General features: G+C 53.8%; 20 protein-coding genes. 12 read left to right on the top strand and 8 right to left on the bottom strand.

From position 1 onward, the window contains the following. The first annotated feature begins 145 nt into the window (after positions 1–145). Positions 146–1159, top strand: a complete 1014-nt coding sequence (locus tag CCY01nite_RS03290) for a LacI family DNA-binding transcriptional regulator (RefSeq protein ID WP_146857869.1) — start codon at positions 146–148, stop codon at positions 1157–1159. A gap of 68 nt (positions 1160–1227) precedes the next feature. On the opposite strand, the gene CCY01nite_RS03285 is transcribed toward CCY01nite_RS03290, so the two are convergent. The 4 genes from CCY01nite_RS03285 to CCY01nite_RS03270 all read right to left on the bottom strand — a co-directional run bounded on the left by CCY01nite_RS03285 (position 1228) and on the right by CCY01nite_RS03270 (position 4807). After that, on the bottom strand, positions 1228–2052 hold the full coding sequence (locus CCY01nite_RS03285) for a purine-nucleoside phosphorylase (RefSeq protein WP_146857868.1): 825 nt from the start codon (positions 2050–2052) through the stop codon (positions 1228–1230). Between the two features lie 54 nt (positions 2053–2106). After that, on the bottom strand, positions 2107–2709 hold the full coding sequence (locus tag CCY01nite_RS03280) for a 3-keto-disaccharide hydrolase (RefSeq protein WP_146857867.1): 603 nt from the start codon (positions 2707–2709) through the stop codon (positions 2107–2109). Positions 2710–2807: 98 nt separating this feature from the next. Next, positions 2808–4364, bottom strand: a complete 1557-nt coding sequence (gene rny / locus CCY01nite_RS03275) for a ribonuclease Y (RefSeq protein WP_146857866.1) — start codon at positions 4362–4364, stop codon at positions 2808–2810. Positions 4365–4513: 149 nt separating this feature from the next. Then, positions 4514–4807 (bottom strand): cell division protein ZapA, encoded by a 294-nt coding sequence (locus tag CCY01nite_RS03270; RefSeq protein ID WP_146857865.1) that lies wholly within the window; start codon positions 4805–4807, stop codon positions 4514–4516. Between the two features lie 250 nt (positions 4808–5057). Here CCY01nite_RS03270 and CCY01nite_RS03265 point away from each other — a divergent pair, with 250 nt between their 5' ends. Both CCY01nite_RS03265 and CCY01nite_RS03260 read left to right on the top strand, forming a co-directional pair. After that, positions 5058–5534 (top strand): Xre family toxin-antitoxin system antitoxin, encoded by a 477-nt coding sequence (locus CCY01nite_RS03265; protein WP_146857864.1) that lies wholly within the window; start codon positions 5058–5060, stop codon positions 5532–5534. A gap of 13 nt (positions 5535–5547) precedes the next feature. Further along, entirely contained in the window at positions 5548–5988 is a 441-nt protein-coding gene (locus CCY01nite_RS03260; RefSeq protein WP_146857863.1) for an RES family NAD+ phosphorylase, read from the top strand. Positions 5989–5994: 6 nt separating this feature from the next. Here the strand turns inward: CCY01nite_RS03260 and CCY01nite_RS03255 are convergent, their stop codons facing one another. After that, on the bottom strand, positions 5995–6300 hold the full coding sequence (locus CCY01nite_RS03255; protein WP_146857862.1) for a hypothetical protein: 306 nt from the start codon (positions 6298–6300) through the stop codon (positions 5995–5997). Beyond that, on the bottom strand, positions 6300–8732 hold the full coding sequence (gene pheT, locus CCY01nite_RS03250; protein ID WP_146857861.1) for a phenylalanine--tRNA ligase subunit beta: 2433 nt from the start codon (positions 8730–8732) through the stop codon (positions 6300–6302). The genes CCY01nite_RS03255 and pheT overlap by 1 nt, the downstream gene beginning before the upstream one ends. A gap of 434 nt (positions 8733–9166) precedes the next feature. Here pheT and dnaB point away from each other — a divergent pair, with 434 nt between their 5' ends. From dnaB to CCY01nite_RS03235, 3 genes are all read left to right on the top strand, one after another. After that, on the top strand, positions 9167–10744 hold the full coding sequence (dnaB, locus tag CCY01nite_RS03245; RefSeq protein ID WP_146857860.1) for a replicative DNA helicase: 1578 nt from the start codon (positions 9167–9169) through the stop codon (positions 10742–10744). A gap of 68 nt (positions 10745–10812) precedes the next feature. Continuing rightward, positions 10813–12174, top strand: a complete 1362-nt coding sequence (locus CCY01nite_RS03240; protein WP_146857859.1) for an MATE family efflux transporter — start codon at positions 10813–10815, stop codon at positions 12172–12174. 9 nt (positions 12175–12183) lie between these two features. Further along, complete coding sequence (locus CCY01nite_RS03235; protein ID WP_146857858.1) at positions 12184–12897, top strand: RsmE family RNA methyltransferase; 714 nt, start codon at positions 12184–12186, stop codon at positions 12895–12897. 119 nt (positions 12898–13016) lie between these two features. Here CCY01nite_RS03235 and CCY01nite_RS03230 read toward each other — a convergent pair whose 3' ends face one another. Continuing rightward, on the bottom strand, positions 13017–13781 hold the full coding sequence (locus CCY01nite_RS03230; protein ID WP_146857857.1) for a TerC family protein: 765 nt from the start codon (positions 13779–13781) through the stop codon (positions 13017–13019). 8 nt (positions 13782–13789) lie between these two features. Beyond that, positions 13790–14821, bottom strand: a complete 1032-nt coding sequence (locus CCY01nite_RS03225) for a quinone-dependent dihydroorotate dehydrogenase (protein WP_146857856.1) — start codon at positions 14819–14821, stop codon at positions 13790–13792. Positions 14822–14896: 75 nt separating this feature from the next. Between CCY01nite_RS03225 and CCY01nite_RS03220 the strand changes: the two genes are divergently transcribed. The 6 genes from CCY01nite_RS03220 (at position 14897) to CCY01nite_RS03195 (ending at position 22027) form a co-directional block, all read left to right on the top strand. Further along, positions 14897–15406 carry an RNA polymerase sigma-70 factor gene (locus CCY01nite_RS03220; RefSeq protein ID WP_146857855.1) on the top strand — a complete coding sequence of 170 codons (510 nt, stop codon included), beginning with the start codon at positions 14897–14899 and terminating at the stop codon, positions 15404–15406. A gap of 73 nt (positions 15407–15479) precedes the next feature. Next, positions 15480–16583, top strand: coding sequence for a FecR family protein (locus tag CCY01nite_RS03215; protein WP_186830877.1), 1104 nt, complete (start codon positions 15480–15482; stop codon positions 16581–16583). A 23-nt stretch (positions 16584–16606) separates the two neighbouring features. Then, the gene (locus CCY01nite_RS03210) at positions 16607–19240 is read left to right on the top strand and encodes a carboxypeptidase-like regulatory domain-containing protein (RefSeq protein WP_146857853.1); all 2634 of its coding nucleotides are present in this window, start codon (positions 16607–16609) and stop codon (positions 19238–19240) included. 4 nt (positions 19241–19244) lie between these two features. Then, entirely contained in the window at positions 19245–20078 is an 834-nt protein-coding gene (locus tag CCY01nite_RS03205; RefSeq protein ID WP_146857852.1) for a DUF4249 domain-containing protein, read from the top strand. Positions 20079–20120: 42 nt separating this feature from the next. Beyond that, positions 20121–21299, top strand: coding sequence for a thiolase family protein (locus CCY01nite_RS03200; RefSeq protein ID WP_146857851.1), 1179 nt, complete (start codon positions 20121–20123; stop codon positions 21297–21299). 176 nt (positions 21300–21475) lie between these two features. Further along, positions 21476–22027, top strand: coding sequence for an RNA polymerase sigma factor (locus tag CCY01nite_RS03195; RefSeq protein WP_146857850.1), 552 nt, complete (start codon positions 21476–21478; stop codon positions 22025–22027). The last annotated feature ends 18 nt before the right edge of the window (positions 22028–22045 follow it).

The following is a 22045-nucleotide window of genomic DNA, read 5'->3' as shown; positions in this document are numbered from 1 at the left end:
TGATTGTAGCCCAAGTATATAGTTAACAGTTGTTTGGACGGCAAAAAAATCCCGTTTTTCCCGGTTGGGAACATTCCCAATTTTCGGGAATGTTCCCAATAACGAAATTATTTGTTTCTTTATGCTACGGTTAAAAACGGACCCGATGAAAAGACACCAGGTAACCATCATTGATATTGCGAAGGAGCTGAATCTTTCGAAATCCACTGTTTCCCGGGCCCTGACGGGCCATCCCAGCGTAAATGCCGTTACACGGCAGGCAGTGCTGGAGCTGGCGGAGAAGCTGGATTACCAGCGGAACATGCTGGCTATCAGCCTGATCACGAAGAAAACGAATACGATCGGCATTATTGTGCCCGAGTTCTACAGTTCCTTTTTTCCCAATGTGATCATGGGCGCGCAGGAGGTGGCGGGCAAGGCGGGATATAACACGGTCATCTGCCAGTGTAATGAAAGCTATGAAACGGAAGTAGCCAACACGAAGGTGATGCTGGCGAACCAGGTGGACGGCATCCTGGTGTCTATCACCAAGGAAACGCGGAATTTCGATCACCTGAAGATATTCCACCGGAAGGGCATTCCCATTGTATTCTTCAACCGTGTTTGTGACGAGATGGACGTTCCCAAGGTGATCGTGGATGATTACGACGGGGCTTACCGGGCGGTGAACTACCTGCTGGAAAAGGGCCGCAAGCGCATCGCGCACCTGGCGGGGCCTTCTTCCCTCAAGATCAGTGAAAAGCGCTTGAGCGGCTATAAAGCGGCGCTGAAAAGGAATAATATCGAGCTGGACGAGGACCTTATCATTTCTTATGACCTGAGCATGGATAAGGTGAAAATTTACGTGAACCACCTGCTGAACCTGGAACGTCCGCCGGACGCCATTTTCGCGGTGAACGACCCTACGGCGATAGAGGCGATACAGGTGATCAAGAAGCGGGGGCTCCGGGTGCCGGAGGATATTGCGGTGGTGGGGTTCAGTAATGATTATGCGTCCGGCTTGATAGAGCCGTCGCTGACGACGGTTTCACAGCCGGTGAAGGAGATCGGGCAGACGGCGGCGCAGTTGCTGATAGAGCAGATCAGCCGGGATGTGTCGGACTGGAAAACGATCATCCGGGTGTTGAAGACGGAGTTGATTATACGGAAGTCGAGTTAATCATTTTCGGAGATGACAGTTGTTTTGCGGCAATGCGCGGATGTTGCGAGGCCTGCGGGGCAACGCTTTCAGGTCATCTCTGCGATCACTTCCGCGAAGATCCCGCTTAATACTTTATCCGCTTTGCCGGCCACGGCAATGATCTCTTCGATGGCGACGGGAACGAGGTTGTCCGGATCGCATTCATCGGTTACCACGGAAACGGCGGCGCAGGGCAGGCCCATCTGGTTAGCCACGATCACTTCCGGTATGGTGCTCATACCTACTACATCGGCTCCGATCAGGCGCAGGAAGCGGTATTCCGCGCGTGTTTCCAGGTTGGGGCCGGTGACGGCTACGTAGATGCCTTTGTGGAGGGGTTTTCCCGCGGCTTCGGCGGCTACCTGTAGTTTTTGGGAGAGCTGCGGGTCGTAGGGGCGGCTCATGTCGGGGAAACGGGGGCCGAAGGAAGGGTGGTGGGCGCCGCGCAGCGGGTTTTCCGGCAGCAGGTTGATGTGATCGTCCAGCAGCACGAGATCGCCTTTTTTGAAGGCGGGGTTCATGCCGCCGGCCGCGTTGCTGAGCAGGAGCTGCTGTATGCCGAGGGCTTTCATCACGCGAATAGGAAAGGTGATCTGCTGCATGGAGTATCCTTCATAATAATGGAAGCGCCCCTGCATGGCGATCACGGAAGTGCGGCCAATGTGCCCGAAGATCAGGTGCCCCTTGTGGGATTCCACGGTGGAGACGGGGAAATGCGGGATGTCCTTATAAGAAATGCTTTTGCGGATGTCTATCTTTTTTATCAGCTCGCCAAGGCCGGTGCCGAGCACGATGCCGGTGGTAGGCGTTTCAAAGCCCTGCTGCTGCAGGAAGCGCGTAGTTTCGTTGATCTGTTCGGGTAATGAAGTCATGCTGCAATATAAAAGAAAACGGGGCCATGAGGCCCCGTTCGCGCAGGAAAATATTTACAGTTGCTTTATTTTGATATTCTTCCAGCGTACTTTGATGCCGCCGCCGGAGTGTATCTGCAATGCGATCTGTCCGTCTTTCGCACCGATCTTCTCATCATTCAGCGTGATCATTTCATGGCCGTTCAGGTAAGTGGTCACCTTATCGCCTTTCACCACCACTTTCATGGTGTTCCATTCACCCATTTTCAGGTATTGATCTTTTTCCGCTGCCGGTTTGATGAGCCAGCCGCGGCCGTATGATTCGTAAATACCGCCGGTGTTGCTGCCGGGAGGCGCTACTTCCGCCTGCCATCCGGAGATCTTGGTGCCTTCGAGCGAAGAGTGAAAAAACACGCCGCTGTTGCCGTTCGCTTCCTGTTTAAAATCCACCGTCAGCTCAAAATCCGAAAAGGTCTTATCCGTTGCGAGGTAACCGTATTCTTTATCCGGACCGCTTTCACAAATCAGCTCACCTTTTTCCACGTACCATTTTTCGGTGCCGTGTACCTTCCAGCCGCTGAGGTCCTTGCCGTTAAAAAGTTTTTGCTGCTTTTGCGCAAATGCAGTGCTGAAGGAGAGCAGGCCTATCACTGCGAGGGTCAGAAATTTGCTTTTCATACAATGTTTGTTTTAAGAATTGGTAAGATAGGGATTCTTGTATAAAAAAACGCTGCCGCATGGATTTGCGGCAGCGTTTTGTAATGTGTGTAATATGATTACCGGGCAACGTTCACGGCTCTGCGTTCGCGGATCACCGTTACTTTGATCTGGCCGGGATATTGCATTTCGTTCTGGATCTTGTTGGCGATCTCGAAGCTGAGGCGGTCTGCATCGTTGTCGCTTACCTTCTCGCTTTCCACGATCACGCGCAGCTCGCGGCCGGCCTGGATGGCGTAGGCTTTTTCCACGCCGTCGTATGCCATGGCGAGGTTTTCAAGGTCTTTGATCCTTTGCAGGTAGCTCTGCATGATCTCGCGGCGGGCGCCGGGGCGGGCGCCGCTGATGGCGTCGCAGGCCTGAACGATGGGAGAGATCACGTAAGCCATTTCCATTTCATCGTGGTGGGCGCCGATGGCGTTCACGATGGCAGGATGTTCGCCGTATTTTTCTGCGAGCTTGGCGCCAAGCAGGGCGTGGCTCAATTCAGATTCTTCGTCAGGCACCTTGCCGATGTCGTGCAGCAGGCCGGCGCGTTTCGCCAGTTTGGGGTTGAGGCCCAGTTCTGCCGCCATCACGGCGCAAAGGTTCGCGGTTTCCTTGGAGTGCATCAGCAGGTTCTGGCCGTAAGAAGAGCGGAAGCGCATCTTGCCGACCATCCGCACGAGTTCTTTATGCAGGCCGTGAATACCGAGTTCGATCACCGTTCTTTCCCCGATCTCCATCACCTGTTCTTCCAGCTGGCGTTTTGTTTTCTCTACTACTTCCTCGATGCGGGCAGGGTGGATGCGGCCGTCCTGCACCAGGCGTTGCAGGCTCAGGCGGGCGATCTCGCGGCGCAGCGGGTCGAAAGAAGAGAGCACGATCGCTTCGGGAGTGTCGTCCACGATCAGGTCCACACCCGTAGCCGCTTCAATGGCGCGGATGTTACGGCCTTCACGGCCGATGATCTGGCCTTTGATCTCATCGCTTTCCAGGTTGAACACTGTAATGGCGTTCTCGATGGTCTGCTCTGCGGCGGTACGCTGGATGGATTGTATGATGATCTTTTTGGCTTCCTTGTTGGCTTTGGTCTTGGCGTCCTCGATGATCTCCTGGATGTGGCTCAGCGCCTGGGAGCGGGCTTCTTCTTTCAGGCTTTCGACCAGCTGCTGGCGTGCTTCTTCGGCAGTCAGCGCGGCCACTTTTTCAAGGCGGCGGATGTGCTCTTCCTGGTGTTTTTCCAGTTCGGAGCGTTTGATGTTCACCAGTTCTATCTGGCGGCCGAGATTTTCCTTGATCGACTCGTTCTCTGCCACCTGTTTCTGGATCTGTTCGTTTTTCTGGTTGAGGCTTTGCTCTTTTTGCTTGATGCGGTTTTCGGATTCAGAAATTTTCTGGTTGCGTTGCAGCACCTCTTTCTCGTGCTCGGATTTCATCTGGAGATATTTCTCCTTCGCTTCCAACAGTTTATCTTTCTTTAATGTTTCGGCAGAAAGCTGGCCCTCTGCAACGATCCTTTTGGCCTGATCTTCTGCTTCCTGTATTTTTCTCTGGGTGTTTTTAGCGAAAATCAACTTTCCAAGCAATATACCTATAGCAAGAGCGACGGCGCCCACTATGATAGCTTCTGTCATATTCCTATTAGTTTAAAAAAGTATTTATGAATACGTCTTTGCCCGTTTTTTCAGCAATACGGGCGAAAGCCGACCCGCGAAAATAACAAAAATATTGGCAGTTAAGCACGGGAGGCTTGTGATAATGAATTATTTAGGGGGATGGGGCTTCATTTCAGATGCTCATCCAACAGATTGTCAAGGTGTTGCAGTTTCTCCCGGAGGAAGGGCGCCACGCCGGCCTGCGCTTTGCCCCCGCTGGTGGCGGGATGGGTGGCATACATAATGAGGGCCATGGCGATGTAATCCTGGATGTCCTTTCCCGCGTAGGCGGCCTTGAATTCGATGATCTTTTCATTTACTTCTTTCATGACCCGGCGGACGGCTTCTTCTTCTTCCGTGCGGATCTTGATGCGGTAGGTGCGGTCTGCGACCACTATGTTGACGGGGATGAGCGTTTCCATTTTTTTGGTTGTTGATACCCTGCAAATGTAGGGAATGCATCTATCTGTAGAATAACTGAAAAATTTCATGGCCGGAAGTGAAAAGTTTACTAATATTGATAAAATTTGTACAGAAACGTGAATTGTTGAATCATATTTGCAAAATGATTTACTGATTATCAATTTGATTGTATTTTTTCAAAAGGTTGATAGTTGTGCAAAAATTCACATAGTAGTGCGAATTTGTATCCTTATTTAAACTACTTTTGGGATGAACTTAGCCGATAAATCAACTGGCGGCAAAAAAACACGAGACCTTTCCGGTCATCCTGCGGAAGGACTTTTTGATTCTTATATTTCAGTTCAGGAGATCGATAAGCTGAACTTCTGGCGTAAGATCGAGATAGCTAAAGCAGGGATCACTAAGGGGCAATTATCAAAATTCAAGGAGATCATTGACCTGGATTGGGCAAGTATTGGCAAGCTGTTGAATATCGCAAGCCGTACCCTTCACCTTAAAAAAGGCGACGAATGGTTCAACCAAGGTGTTTCCGACCGCATCATTGCAGTTGCTGAAGTTTACAGTCTCGGTTACATGGTGTATGAGCACCGGGAGAAATTCAATAACTGGATGAAGCGAAAAAATGATTACCTGATGGGCTTGAGTCCCGTGGAGATCATGGAAAACCTTGCAGGGATCGAAGAGGTGAAGGAAGAAATACGGCGCATTGCGTTCGGCATTTCTTAAACCCCCGAAGGTTATGATACTACATTTTTTGAGCCACTGGCGGTACGACAGTGATCTTTCAGGAGTTCATGGAAGGATGACGAGCGGCCGTTTCCATCGTAAAGGAACTGATTGTATTTATGGGTATGAGAACAAGGTGTTGGCGGTGATGGAAAACCACGGTTATAAAACGGCGGAAGATGTTCCTGAAACGCTGAAGATCGTGGAAATATCCGTTCCCGAAAAAAGTATACTGGAGCTTTTACCTAAAGACATTCCGGGATGGCGGGACAAGCCTCACAACGAACAGGTACGGGACTATGTTGATGGATTGCTGAAAAAAAGAGAATGGTTCTTGATTAAGTTACCATCTACCGAAATGCCCGGAGAGTTTCTGCACATCATCAATACCAGACATCCATTGATGGCCGAAGTGGAGATACTCGGAAAAGCAGAGAGCAGCTATCCGGATTAGGGATGATCAGGAGTTCAACATCGCTATACACCGGTCAATCTCCCGGATATAGTCATTGATCTTCCCTCTCACCTCCCGCCGGAACGCCTGCTCATCTTCCGACAAACCATTTCCCTGCGTAGCAGTGGCAATTTTAGCCAGTTTGAGTTTCTCGTCCAGGGAAGCAATGGTTGCTTCCTGCTCTTTCAGTTCGGATTGATGGAGGGAGAGCTGCTCCCGGAGCATGGCATTGTCCGCCTGCGTCTGCTGTAATTTCTTTAACAGCTGATGCAGCTTGTCCTCAATGCGCTGAATATATTGCTCTAGTTCCATTATTTCCGGATCTCGGCCTGTAACTGTGTTTCGAATGCTTTTACCAGCTTGTTCATCAATGCGTCGGTTTCCTGGTCGGTCAGGGTCTTTTGCTTGTCCCGGAAGGTAAAGCTGACCGCGTATGACTTTTTGCCGGCGCCGAGTTTTTCGCTTTCAAAAACGTCGAACAGGTTGATATGTTGTAATAATGATGTTTTGACGGTACGGGCGGTGGCTTCCACCGCGGCGAAGGTCACGTGTTTGTCCAGCACCAGCGCCAGGTCGCGGCGCACAGCCGGAAATTTAGGTATTTCTTCGTAAAAAGATTCCTTCGTTTGCAATTGCTGCAGGATGGCGGCCCAGTAAAAGTCCGCATACCACACGGCCTGTTTGATATCGAATGCCTTGAGTTTCTGGCTGTCCACCGCGCCCAGTACGGCTATCACGGTTCCGTTCACGCTGATCTCGAAGGCGGGCTGGAGGCCGTGCGCGGAAACGGCGGTCATTTGCGGAGCGGGCAGGGCCAGTTGCTGCAGGATGTTCTGCACATAGCCTTTCAGGTAGTAGAAGTCCACCGGCTGGGCTTTGTGCATCCAGTTCTCGGGCAGCTTTTGCCCGGTCAAGTAAAGGCTGAGGTGTTCTGTTTCGGTATATTGACCGGCGCCTTCGCGGGCGTAGGTCTTCCCGAATTCAAAGAACAGCAGGTCTTCGTTCCGGCGGTTCAGGTTATAGGCGATGCGTTCCAGGCCGGTTTCCAGCATGGAGGGACGCATCACGTCCAGCTCCGCGCTCAGGTTATTGATCATTTTCACCAGGTCTTCCTGGCGGAGGTGCTTGTAATACTGGCTGTTGGTGATGGAGTTGGTGAAGATCTCGGAGAAGCCGTTGGCGGCGAGGTAGTCCGCGATCTTTTCCTTTACCCTTTCCTTGTCCGGCTGCGCCTGGCGGGAGGGCACCATGTTCACGAAGGCCGGGATGGGAATATTGTCCAACCCGTCTATGCGCATCACTTCCTCCACGATATCGGCGGGGATGGAAATATCCGTTTTATGCGGGGGAACGGCTACACGCAGGTGGGTATCCGTTTCGGACTGCACGGTGAAACCGAGGCTGCACAGGATGTTTCTCACTTTATCCGGCGCGTACTGGTGGCCGCTCAGGGTATTAATATATTGATAGGTGATCTCGATAACGGTGGGTGCTGCCGGGGACGGATACACGTCGGTTACGCCGGATGCGGGTGCGCCGTGCGCAAGTTCTCCCATGAGGGCCACGGCTCTTTCCAGGGCAAAGGGCGCCTGGCTGATGTCCGCCCCTTTCTCGAAACGCACTGCCGCGTCTGTACGAAGGCCGTGGCGCACGGAGGTTTTGCGGATGCCCGTGGCGCTGAAGAGGGCGCTTTCCAGGAAAATTTCGGTGGTGGTATCTTTCACGCCGGAATGCATGCCGCCGAATACGCCGGCAATGCAAAGGGGATTGTTCTCTCCATCACAGATCATCAGGTCGCCGGCGTCCAGCTTGCGCTCCTTGCCGTCCAGCGTAGTGAAGGGCGTGCCGACGGGCAGGTTCTGGATGATGACCTTGCCGCCTTTGATCGCGGCGGCGTCGAAGGCGTGCAGCGGCTGCCCCGTTTCATGGAGCACGTAATTGGTGATATCTACAATATTATTGATCGGTCGTACGCCGATGGCCTGCAGGCGGTGCTGCATCCAGGAGGGGGAAGGCCCTACCCTGATGCCGGTGATGGTCTGCCCGCAGTAACGTGGACAAGCCTCCGTATTTTTAACCTCAATGCCGGTCTCCTTTGCCTGTGCGGCGGGGGAAGCCGCGTGGATGCCGGGTTTGCGTACCTGGTATATCTGCGTATGCTCGTGGTTATTGAGGTAGGCGCAGATATCGCGGGCCACGCCCATATGGCTCATGGCGTCTATATGGTTAGGAGTCAGACCTATTACAAATATCCAGTCCTGCGCCGGCTGGAACAGCTCGCGGGCGGTCATGCCGGGTTGAAGGGAAGCATCCAGCACAAGAATGCCTTCGTGGCTTTCGCCGAGGCCGATCTCATCCTCCGCACAGATCATCCCGTAGCTTTCTTCTCCGCGGATCTTCGCTTTTTTCATGGTCAGCGGCTCTCCGGAGGAGGGATAGATCGTGGCACCCACGGGGGCTACCACTACTTTCTGGCCTACCGCCACGTTGGGGGCGCCGCAGACGATGCTGAGCGGCTCGCCGTTGCCGATGTTCACTTTGGTCAGGCGCAGCTTGTCCGCATTGGGATGCTTTTCCACGTGCAGCACTTCCCCTATCACCAGCCCTTCCAGGCTGCCTTTTACGCTTTCAAATTTCTCCAGGCTCTCCACCTCCAGACCTACGGCGGTTAAAATCACTGAAAGTTCCTCCGGTGCGGGTTTTACCGGCAAATAATCACATAGCCAATTATACGAGATCGTCATTTTCTATCCTTGTATTTTGATGCCAAACGCCGGGAGCCGGACGTTTGATCGCGCGTAAAGTTAACAAATCTGCTCTACGCTAAGCCGGAAATTTAGGCAAGTGAAATGTGGAAAATCTTTATGCACAATAAATGTGAATAATCCGATCTTTGCTTGGGATTTTTATCCATTTTGGTGGATAACCCCATTAAAAACGGTGGATAACCATTGTTTTCATATTGAATAACCTGTGCGTAGCACACGAATAAATATTGTTCCGGATTTAAAACGGTTTATCAGAAAAATGCTGTTACCTTAGTTTTCCCGGTTCAAAAAAATTTACAATTTGTTAAACTGCCGTGCATGAAAACTGATGTAAAAAGTTGTAAATGGATAAGCATGAAACCGTCCAGTAACCATTATTTTCTCTAACCTTCTTAATTCGCTGAATATAAATGGATCTCAATCTGAAGAAAGACCGAAACACGCGTCGCAAGCCCGCAATCGATATATCCACGATGGTTTATGGCAAGGTACCCCCCCAGGCGAAAGAGCTGGAAGAAGCTGTTTTGGGGGCGCTGATGCTGGAAAAAGGCGCTTTTGATACCGTGATCGAGATCCTCAAATCAGAATGTTTTTACGTAGATGCCCACCAGAAGATATTCGCCGCCATGCAGCGCCTGGCCGCCAAATCCATGCCGGTAGACATCCTGACCGTAGTGGAGGAGCTGAAGTCTTCCGCCGAACTGGAAATGGTAGGCGGTCCGTTTTACGTGACCCGTCTCACCAACATGGTGGTATCTTCCGCCAACATCGAAGCGCATGCCCGCATCGTGCTGCAGAAGTTCATCCAGCGCGAGCTCATCCGCATTTCCGGTGAGATCATCAGTGAAGCGTACGAAGACACGGCGGACGTGTTCGACCTGCTGGACGCCGCCGAATCCAAACTTTTTGAAGTCACCAATAACCACCTCCGCAAGAACTACGATTCCATCGACCGCGTGCTGGTGAATACCATCAAGCGTATCGAGGACCTGCGGAACAAGGGGGACGATATCACCGGCGTGCCTTCCGGTTTCCCGACGCTGGACAAGATCACCTACGGCTGGCAGCCGTCCGACCTGATCATCCTGGCCGCGCGTCCTGCCGTGGGTAAGACCGCCTTCGCGCTCAACCTGGCCCGGAATGCCGCCCTCCATCCGAAATACCCGAAAGGCTCCGCGATATTTTCCCTGGAAATGTCCAGCGGACAGCTGGTACAACGTATCCTGTCCGCCGAGTCCGAGATCAAGCTCGAAAAGATCACCCGCGGCAAGCTGGAAGAGCATGAAATGCGCAAACTGATGACGCACGGTATCGAAAGGCTCGCCAAGGCGCCCATCTTCATCGATGACACGCCCGGCCTGAACATCTTCGAACTGCGCGCCAAATGCCGCAGGCTGGTGCATAACCACGGCGTGGGCATCATCATCATCGACTACCTGCAGCTGATGAGCGGCGCGGAAAACGGCCGCAATACGAACCGCGAGCAGGAGATCAGCAAGATCTCCCGCGACCTGAAGGGGATGGCAAAAGAACTGAACGTACCCGTGATCGCCCTGTCCCAGTTAAGCCGCGACGTGGAAAAACGAAAGGACGGCAACAAGATGCCGCAGCTGAGTGACCTCCGCGAATCCGGCGCCATTGAACAGGATGCGGACATGGTAATGTTCATCTACCGTCCCGAATACTACGAGATCACCACGAACGAAATGGGCGAATCCAACAAAGGCGAAACCCACGTTCGTATCGCCAAGCACAGGAACGGCCAGCTCGATACGGTCAAGCTCCGCGCCATCCTCGAGTTCCAGCGGTTTGAAGATGACGGGTATGTGGACGGGCCCCCGACCGGCGGCGGAAACGCTTTCGCAGGCATGAAGGGCGGACCAGGCGGCGCAGGCGGTTACGATGAAGCCAAGATCTTCATCCAGAAGGGATCGAAGATGAACGACATGGATTTTGACGATGACGCATTCGGAGATGCTCCATTTTAGGATAGCATCATAACAATATCTGAAGCCGGCATCAAACCAAAGATGCCGGCTTTTTTAATGAAGAAGAAATGAAACGGTTATACACCAAATACAGATCACATTACAAAGACAACTTCCACCTGGCCTACCCGGTGGTAATATCCCAGCTGGGGCATACCCTCGTGGCGCTGAGCGACAGCATCATCATCGGCCACACCGGCAAAGTGCCGCTGGCGGCGGTGTCCCTCGGCAACAGCATCTTTTCTGTTTTCATGGTCACCGGCATTGGCATGTCGTACGGCCTTACGCCGCTCATCGCGCAGGAGAACGGCCGCGGCAACCGGCAGCACTGCGGGCATCTGCTGGCGCACAGTCTTGTCATCAACCTGCTCACCGGCATTTTATTGTTCGGACTGATCCTGCTCGTCGGCCACAACCTCGAAGCCATGAAGCAGGAAGCGGACGTGGCGCAGCAGGCAAAGATCTTCCTGCAATACCTCGCGCTGTCCTTTATTCCGTTGATGATGTTCCTCACCTTCAAGCAATTCGCGGAGGGGCTGGGTTTCACGCGCCAGGCGATGAACATCAGCATCATCGGCAACGGGCTCAACATCCTCCTGGGCATCACGCTGGTATACGGACTGTTCGGCTTGCCGAGGATGGGCGTGGCCGGCGTGGGCATTGCTACGTTTACGGACCGTTTATTGATGGGCGTTACAATGGGCTGGTACGTGCTGCGTTCGCCCCGTTTTAAGGAATATCTGTCATCGTTCAGCTTCCGGCAAATGAAAGCCGCCACCCTGAAGAAAATAGCGGGGCTGGGCACGCCGGTGGCCTTGCAATATATTTTTGAAGTGAGCGCTTTCAGCGGAGCGGCCATTATGGTGGGATGGATCGGCGCGGCGGAGCTGGCTGCGCACCAGATCGCGATCAGCCTGGCCGCTATGACCTATATGATGGCCAGCGGCATCTCCGCGGCAGCGGGCATCCGCAGCGGAAATAATTTTGGCCGCGGCAACTTTACGGAACTGCGTCATTCCGCGATCGCCAGCTATCACATGGTGCTGGTGCTGATGGGCATTGCGGCGCTGGTGTTCATGCTGGGCAACCGCCTGCTGCCGGCCATGTATATCAATGATCCGGCGGTGATAGAGATCGCCTCCGGCCTGCTGCTGATCGCCGCTTTCTTCCAGCTGTTCGATGGCACGCAGGTAGTAGGCCTCGGCGTGCTGCGCGGGTTAGGCGATGTGAAGGTGCCTACCATCATCACTTTGCTGGCGTACTGGGTACTGGGCCTGCCCGTGGGTTACTGGCTCGGTGTGCAGATGGGATATGGCGTGGAGGGCATCTGGTGGGGACTGCTGCTGGGATTGCTTGGTGCGTCAGTGTTGCTGTTCTTCCGCTTTCAATCTATCACCCGCCGCATGGAACAACAGGCGGAAAAGATATAATTTAGCACGATGGAGCTACCTGTTTTTTATGCAAAGGACATTCCGTCCGCCGCCGGATCTTATATGATGGATGAGCCAACGTCCAAATACTGCATCCAGGTATTGCGCAAAGTGAAGGGGGATGCCATTTTGCTGGCGGACGGCAGGGGCACCCGCTACGAGGCGGTGATCGCGGACGATCACCGCAAGAAATGCGTCGCGGAAATAACGGGCTATACCACCATGCCCGCGCCCGCGCCACGGGTGCGCATTGCCATTGCATTTACAAAGAATGCCTCCCGCATGGAATGGTTTTTGGAAAAAGCGGTGGAGATCGGCGTGCAGGGAATCATCCCGCTGATCACGCTCCGCACCGAAAAGGAAAAGTTCAAAGCGGAACGCCTGGAGAACATCCTCGTATCCGCCATGCTGCAGTCCAGGCAATGGTATTTACCCGTCCTCAGCGAACCCGCGCCGCTCGAATCGCTGATGGGCAAAGAGGAAAAAGACCAGCGTTTCATCGCGCACTGCCTGCCGGAACAAAAGCAGCATTTGCTGGATGCGGTACAACCCGCAAAGAATACGCTGATATTGATTGGCCCCGAAGGTGATTTTGCGCCGCAGGAAATTGAGCTGGCGTTGCAATACGGATTTGCGCCGGTAACGTTGGGAGATACACGCCTGCGTACGGAAACGGCGGGAGTAGTGGCCTGTACGCTGATAGCGGCGGCGAACAGGAAGTAGTCAGCGCTGGTGCATGTTCGCGGCGTAACCTTTCAGTACCTCACCAGCTTTTCCAGCACGGGATCGCGCTTACTGATATAATCATCCACTGATCACCAGCAATAGCCCCGTCAGCATTTTTATTCCTTGATCTGCGGCTCCCGCAGTTTCACCGGCTCCGTCTTTTTCCGCATGCGCATGTTCAGCAGCTCTACGGCAAAAGAGAAGGCCATGGCGAAGTATACGTAGTTCTTGAGGTGCAGGTCATGTACCGCTTCCGCGTTCCATCCTTCAATGATCAGGATGCCGCCCACCATGATGAGGAAAGACAGCGCCAGCATTTTCAGGGTAGGATGTTTGTGGATGAACGTGCTGATCTTTGGTGCGAACATGAACATGATGAACATGGCGATGACCACCGCGATCATCATGATCTCGATGTGTTTGGCAAGACCCACGGCGGTGATGATGCTGTCGAATGAAAACACCATGTCGATGAGGATGATCTGTCCCACTACATTCAGCAAAGTAGCGCCGCCGGCTCCTTTGGCTTTGGGGCCTGCGTCTTCTTCGCCTTCCAGCTTGTGGTGTATTTCCATGGTGGTTTTCACCAGCAGGAAAAGCCCGCCCGCCAGCATGATCAGGTCGCGCAGGCTGATGCCTTTATCGAAGATGTGGAACAGCGGGGCGGTGGCTCTCACGATATATCCGATACATAGCAGGAGGATGATACGCACGGCGATGCCGGTGAACATCCAGATACGCCTTGCCTGCAGCCGTTTGTGTTCGGGGAGGCGGTTCATGACGATGGATACGAAGATAACGTTGTCGATCCCCAGCACTATTTCCATGACCGTAAGGGTCAGCAGGCTGATGAGGGAGTCAAGGGTGAGCAGGTCTTGCATTTGACAGATTATGATTGTTGAGTTAATCCTTCGCAGATCTTTTTCACAATGGCGGGTCCTTCATAAATGAAACCGGTGTACACCTGTACGAGCGAAGCGCCGGCATCCAGTTTTTCCTTTGCGTCCGCCGCGGTGAAGATGCCGCCCACCGCGATGATGGGTATCCTGCCGCCGGAGTGCTGGTGAATGTAACGGATCACTTCGGTGGCGCGTTCTTTCACAGGCAGGCCGCTGAGGCCGCCCGCGCCGATCTTTTCCAGCGCGTCATTGCCGGTTTGCAGTCCCTCGCGGCTGATGGTGGTGTTGGTGGCTACAATACCCGCCAGGCCGGTTTCCTGAACGATCTCGATGATATCGTCGAGCTGCCCGTTGGTGAGATCGGGGGCGATTTTCAGGAGAACGGGTTTGGGTTTGCTTTTCTGGTTGTTGAGCGTCTGCAGGTGATGCAGCAATTGCTTCAGCGGTTCTTTTTCCTGCAGGGCCCGCAGGTTGGGCGTATTGGGAGAGCTTACGTTCACCACGAAATAATCTACCACGTCGAACAATGCATGAAAGCATTTTTCATAATCGCTGATCGCGTCTTCGTTGGCGGTAAGTTTGTTTTTACCGATGTTGCCGCCGACGATGATGTTGGAGCGGCGTTTCTGCAGGCGTTTGGCGGCGGCTCTCGCGCCTTCGTTGTTGAAGCCCATGCGGTTGATCAGGGCTTTGTCTTCCGGGAGGCGGAACAGGCGGGGCTGATCGTTGCCCGGCTGCGGCAAGGGCGTGACCGTGCCGATCTCCACGAACCCGAAACCGAGATGCGCCAGTTCATCGATGAAACGGGCGTCTTTGTCGAAGCCCGCGGCGAGGCCCACGGGGTTTTTGAATTTTAATCCCCATAACTGCCGCTCCAGCCCGCTTCCCCTGGGCTGGCAGAATGCATCCAGTACATTTTTGCCGAAAGGCAGCGCATTTACAATCTTTAATCCCCGCATCACACCGTAGTGAATGCTTTCAGGAGGAAATCCGAAGAGTATTTTTCTGATAAAACCGTACATGTACGGGCAAAGATATAAAAACGTTCCTTATTTGGTTTATCAGCCATAGCCGCCTAATTTTGCGCACGTTACGTCATGTTGGACCTCCAGTCTTTTGAAAGGATTTTTAAGGAGCATCACGCTCACTGCCTGGCCTTCGCTATTCACTACACCGGCGACCCGTACGAAGCAGAAGAAGTTGTGCAGCTCGTATTTTCCCAGATATGGGAGAAGCGGGCGGGGATTGCCATCAGCGGCTCTGAAAGGTCTTACCTGTTCACCGCAATCCGTAACACCGCCATCAGCCAGTGGCGCAAGCAGAACGTCCGTGCCGCGAAGGAAGACGCTTTCGGGAAGATGCAGGACGTGGAGGTACATATGTCCCTCCAGGCCAGGGAGCTCGAAGGAAAGCTGCACCGCGCGCTGGAGAAGTTGCCGGAGCGCTGCCGCGAGGTTTTTTTGCTGAGCCGGAAGCAGCAGCTGAAATATGCGGAGATCGCTACCGTTATGAATATTTCCGTCAAAACCGTTGAGAACCAAATGGGTAAAGCGCTGAAGATCCTGCACCAGGAGCTGCGCGAATACCTGCCTTTAATATTTTTTTAACAATTGATAGGGGGACGGCTGTTTTGCGCGCGTCCTCTTGATAATTCTGTTTAACGTACAACTGTTCATGAGCATGCTGCAACCTGATGAAGCATTATATTCCCTGCTCTGCAAATATCTGCTGGACGAGGCGGATGCGGTAGAGCGCCGCTGGGTGGAAGCCTGGCGGAAGGAAAATACTGCCAATGAGGAGGTGCTGGCCGCCATCCGCAGGATGCTGGACGTTCCGGCGCAGGCAACGGTGTACCCGGGACTGGATACGGAATCGAGCTGGGAGCGGTTGAAACGGACGATAACGGGAGGGGCGGGAAGCGAAGAGACGCAGGTGAACGCTACGGCCGCCGGCCCTTTGCAGGGAACAACCCGTGGAGCAAATACCAAGGCTGCCGGCGCCGGGCCGGGAACAGGCGGCACTACCGGCGCAGACGGGCAAGTAAACGCTGCCGCACAAGCAGCAGCGTCAATGCGTCCGTTATTGCACCGCTACCGCTGGCTGCAGATCGCAGCCGTGCTGGCGGTGCTCGTGGGGCTGGGCATATGGTTCAGCATGCAGTCCCGGGAGCCGGTAACCTTCTCCGGCGCGCAGCACGCCGCCCTGGAAGACGGCAGCCAGGTGATCATGGAACCCGGCGCGGCCATGCAGCTTGCAGAAGGCTTCGGCAAAAAAGAAAGAAGAGTGGTGTTCTCCGGAAAAGCGGTGTTCGACATCAAACAGGATGCACAGGCGCCTTTTGTGGTCATGCTCGGGAAAACGGAAATAAAAGTGCTCGGAACACGTTTTATGGTGGATTTCCGGCCGGAAGAACAGGTGCTGACCGTGCATGTGACCAGCGGCCGCATCAGGGTGTCCGATCCGGAAAAAGGAGAAAGCGTGGTATTGTCGCAAGGTATGCTGCTGAAACGGAACGAGCCGGCACAGCCGTTTGAAGTAGCGGCGCATGTGCAGGACATCGCCCAAAAGTCACTCATCTTCCACGACGCTCCGCTGGAAGAAGTGCTGCAAACCCTCAGGGCAGTGTACGGCATCACCGTCAGCGTGGAAGACAGCACTTTGCTGCAAAAGGGCGTGACCACCAACTTTGAAAACGAGTCCATCGACAATATCATGGAAACCATCGCTTTCATGACAAACACACAGGTTGAAAAAGCCGGACAGCAACATTTTTCAATCAGATAACCTGACTTCATAAACCTATAACAATGTCATTGGCCAGGAGACTGCTGCTGGGGTTGCTTTTTACCTGGTTGCCCTTGCAGCTCTTTGCGTGGAACTGGCGTACCAGGGTCACGCTGTCTGTCAGAGATCAGCCCCTCTCTGTGGTCTGTGACCTGCTGGAAAAACAATACGGAATTCATTTTTCATACAGCCGCGACGTGGTGGACATGCGCCGCCGCGTGACCCTGAACGTACAGCAACAGCCGCTGCGCCGGGTGATGGACATGCTTTTTTCCGATGAAGGCATCCAGTTCAAACGCATCGGCGAACAGCTCGTGCTCACGGTGAAGCAGGTGCCCGTGCGCACCATCAACGGTTTTGTGGAAGACAGCCGCACCGGCGAAAAGCTCATCGGCGCCACCATCTACTCGCCCAAGTTACAGGTGGGCACCATCAGCAACCAGTACGGATTTTACAGCCTCACAACGGAGAAGGATACACTGGCGCTGGTCATCAGCTACGTGGGCTACGAGCCGCAGCGCCTCTCGCTGAAAGACAAGGAAAACAGGCAGGTCAACATCCGGCTCATGCCCACCAACACCCTGCAAGAAGTGGAAGTAACGGACAACCTGCCCGGCCTGCAGGAACAGACGCAGATGAGCAAGGTGAACGTAGCGCTCTCGCAGGTGAAGACCATGCCCCGGATGCTCGGGGAAGCGGACGTGCTGCGCAGCATACAGGCCATGCCCGGTATCGCCGGCGGCATGGAAGGCTCCAGCGGCATTCATGTAAGAGGCGGCAGCCCGGACCAGAACCTGATCCTGCTGGATGGTACGCCCGTTTACAATTCCTCCCATCTCTTCGGCATCTTTTCCGTTTTCAATCCCGATATGATCAAGAATGTAGACCTCTACAAAGGCGCATTCCCCGCCCGTTACGGCGGCCGCCTTTCTTCAGTGGTGGATATTTCGATGAAGGACGGGAACATGCACAGCTATCACGGCGAAGTGTCCCTCGGCCTGCTCGCGTCCCGCGCCATGATCGAAGGGCCGATCATCAAAGGCAAAACCTCCTTCATCATCACCGCGCGCAGAACCTACGTGGACCTGCTGATGGAAGACTTCGCCCGCAACCGCCTGAACCTCGGCGAGGAAGGCCGCTTCTACGCTTATTTCTACGATGCCAACATCAAGATCAATCACATCTTTTCGCCCCGCGACCGCATTTTTCTCAGCGCCTATGGCGGGGAAGACAAAGCCAATATCGGCCGCAACATGCAGTTCGATTCCCTCAACAACGAGCCCAAACGTTATAAGGAGCTGATGGATTTCTCGCTCGGATGGGGCAACCAGGCATACGCGCTGCGCTGGAACCATATTTTCTCACCCCGTCTTTTTTCCAACGTCACGCTCAATTATTCGCAGTTCCTTTTTGATACGCGCTACAGCTATGATTACCAGGCACTGGACATCCAGGAAACGGACTACATGGCGGGCAAATATTATTCGATGGTGGAGAATACAGGCGCGAAAATGGATTTTGATTACCGCCCCAATCCCACGCATGCCATGCGTTTCGGCGCACAGCTCACCTTTCACGGCTTCCGCCCCGGCATCGCCAGCTTCAATAATTCCACGGATGGCCGGCAATTGACAGATACCGCCTACAACGACCGGCGGAACAGGGGCACCGAATTGTCCCTTTACATGGAAGACGACTGGCAGATCGGGGATTCGGTGTATATGAACCTCGGCGTGCATTCGTCCGCTTTTCTCGTGCCGGGGAACAAATACATTTCCGTACAGCCCCGCCTCGGGTTCCGGTACCTGCTGCCGCGGAAATGGGCGCTGAAGATGTCGTACACCCATATGACGCAATACATTCACCTGCTTTCCAATAACGCCACTTTTCTGCCGACGGACCTCTGGGTGGCGGCGACGGACAAAGTGCGGCCGATGCACTCAAAGCAGGTAGCCATTGGGTTGGCAAAGACCTATAAAAAGTTTGAAGTGTCGGTGGAAGGCTATTACAAATCCATGCGCAATGTGATCGAATATGTGGAAGGCAGCAACTTCCAGGCGGCGGACAGCCGCTGGGATGAAAATGTGATCGTGGGCCGTGGATGGAGCTATGGCGCGGAACTGTTACTGCAAAAGAAAGTGGGGACTTTTAAAGGGTGGATAGGATACACGCTCGCCCGTTCGGAACGGGCGTTTCCTAACGTAAACCAGGGAAGGGTATTTCCGTATAAATACGACCGGCGGCATGATGTGGAAGTGGTATTATCGCAGCAGCTGGGAAAGAAATGGCAGCTGTCCGCCAACTGGCAGTTCGCTACCGGCCTCCCGCTGACCCTTCCGGTCGGCAGTTATGAGCAGGTGACGGAGCCGACGCCGCATTATCCGCCGCCAACGGAAACGCCCGGCGAAGTAGATGTAGTGGGCGACCGGAATTTCCTGCGCATGCAGAACACGCACCGGCTGGACATCAGCGCCACGCACACGAAAGTGCGGAAGAACACGGCTTACATCCTGACGTTCGGTTTCATGAACGTCTACAACAAGCTGAATCCGTTCTTCTACTATTACAGCCGCAATGAACAAACACGCGAACGGCAGCTGACCATGCTAAGCATCCTGCCTGTTCTGCCAAGCATTTCATACACGATTAAATTCTAGCGATATGAGCGGAAGATGGGCTTTACTGATCTGTTTTTGTTGGATGGCCTGCGAGAAGGCGGCAGACATTCCGGTACCTTATGACGGCGACAGGATCGTGGTGAATACGCTCATGCAGCCGGACAGCCTGCTGTACCTGCGTGTCACCCGCTCGCAACCGCCCGGCGGCAGCAGTTTTCCGGAGATACCTGGTGCGAAGGTCACGCTCAAAGCGGGCAGTACGGAAGTGCCGGTGGAATGGCAGGTGATCGGTGGAAAAGGATATTTCGTATCCGGCGTGCCGGTGCGTTACGGCTTCCGGTATACCCTCGAAGTGAGCGCCGCCGGGCTGGATACCGTGTTTGCAACAGACACCCTGCCCCGTGCGCCCCTGCTGTCAGCGCCCTTTGCACAGGCCGGCGGCAGCCGCGTGCGGTTCAATATGCGCGACCTCCCCGGCGGCGATTACTACCGTTTCCGTTTGTTCCAGGCCAACAGGGATTACGTCCCCCAAAAGCGCGCGCTCTTCCGCTTCGATCCGTCTTACAACAACAGCTTTACAGACCTCGTATCCGATACCTTCCTGGAATATACCCTGATCGATGACGGACGTTTTGAAGGAAAGGAGATCACCGTGGTGATGCAAACGCAGGAAGTGAACAAAGCCGGCGGATACCTGCTGCTGGAAGTGACCGGCCTCACCCGCGCCGCCTGGCAATACCTGAAAACACTGGAACAGCAGGTCAGCAACGGAGGCAACCCGCTGGTGGACCCCACAGCGGTATACAGCAATGTGCACCAGGGCTACGGCATCATGGCCGGTGTGAACAGCGCATACCTTAGGGTTGAGATAAAATAGGCCCAAATTCCTTAAATTTGGTCAACACCAAATGATTGAACCATGCAGGACGCATATATAGTGGCAGGATACAGGACCGCGGTGACAAAATCCAAACGCGGAGGCTTTCGATTTTACAGACCGGATGACCTGGCGGTAGACGTGATCACCGGCTTGCTGAAAAGCATTCCGCAGCTGGAACCACACCGCGTGGATGACCTCATTGTAGGCAATGCCGTGCCCGAAGCGGAGCAGGGCTTGCAGATCGGAAGGATGATCTCCGTGCGCGCGCTTGGCGAAGGTGTGCCGGGCGTGACCGTGAACAGGTATTGCGCTTCCGGCCTCGAAACCATCGCCATCGCTACGGCCAAGATACAAACGGGACAAGCGGAATGCATCATCGCCGGCGGCACCGAAAGCATGAGCCTGGTGCCCGTAGCCGGCTGGAAGACCGTGCCCAACTACACGGTCACCAGCGTTACGCCGGACTACTACCTGAGCATGGGCCATACCGCCGAAGCCGTTGCAAAAGAGTTTAACGTAAGCCGTGAGGAGCAGGACGCCTTTGCGCTGCGCTCCCATCAACGCGCCATCAACGCTATAAAGAACGGATATTTCAAACCAGGCATTCTGCCGATAGAAGTACCGGAAGTATATCTCGACGCAAAAGGCAAAAAAGCCTCCCGCACCTTTACGGTAGATACAGATGAAGGGCCGCGCCCGGATACTTCGCCCGAAGCGCTGGCGAAGCTGAAACCCGTATTTGCGGCCGGCGGCTCCGTAACGGCGGGCAATTCCTCGCAGACCAGTGACGGCGCCGCTTTTGTAGTAGTGATGAGTGAAAGGATGATGAAAGAGTTGAACCTTCAACCCATCGGGCGCCTCGTGTCCTGCGTATCCGCAGGCGTGCATCCGCGCATCATGGGCATCGGCCCCGTAGCCGCTGTGCCAAAGGCGTTGAAGACCGCCGGTAAATCGATAAAGGATATCGATCTGATAGAACTGAACGAAGCATTTGCTTCCCAGTCCGTTGCCGTGATCCGCGAGCTGGGTCTCGATCCGGACATCGTGAATATCAACGGCGGCGCTATTGCGCTCGGGCATCCCCTCGGCTGCACCGGTGCAAAGCTCACCATCCAGTTGCTCAACGACATGCAGCGCCTGAAGAAAAAATATGGCATCGTGACCGCCTGCGTGGGCGGTGGACAAGGCATTGCGGGAGTGATTGAAAACCTTGCCTGACAGGTCAAATTTCTGATAGATCAGCTCATCATGAAGGCGTCTCAACAGAGGCGCCTTTTTCATTGCATAAAAGTAACAAATTGTTAATCCTGGGATAACATGCGGTTTTTTTCTTTGCTGCCGGAACGCATGAACTGTTTCTACGACGGGGGATGATCTATTAAACACCAGATATTATGCAGCAGACAGATGAGCCGGTTTCTTTGTGGCAGAAAATAAGAAAAGGAGATAAGGAAGCATTGTTTGTACTGTATGACGATATGTATTTTCACCTCGTGCGTTATGGCCTGTCCGTATATGCGGACAGCGACCTGGTAAAGGATTGCATCGGACAACTGTTTTTAAAGATATGGGACAGGCATGCTTCCCTGAACGATGTGGAGAACGTACGGTCTTACCTGTTCACTTTCCTGAGAAGAACGATCGTTGACCACCTGAATGCAAAAGGCCGTACCGCTTCCGTAATGCTCGACATACATGCGGAAGAAGGCACGGAAGCTTCTTATGAAGAAATCATTATTGCAAGGGAAAGAGATGAAGAAATGAACAGGGACCTGAGAAATGCATTGAATGCTTTATCTCCCAAACAGATAGAGCTGATACGCATGAAATTCTTCGAGAACCTTTCCTATAAAGAGATCGCCCATCTCAATTCGCAAAGCGTTAAAACATCCTACAATACCATCTACGACGCTATTAAAGTGCTTCGCCTGAAGCTCAAAATGTAGATTTTAAAAAAAAAAACT

This window comes from Chitinophaga cymbidii (genome assembly GCF_007992715.1).
GTDB classification, from domain to species: Bacteria; Bacteroidota; Bacteroidia; order Chitinophagales; family Chitinophagaceae; genus Chitinophaga; species Chitinophaga cymbidii.
Note: the sequence above shows the minus strand (reverse complement) of the source record. Positions and strands in the feature narration are given on the sequence as shown.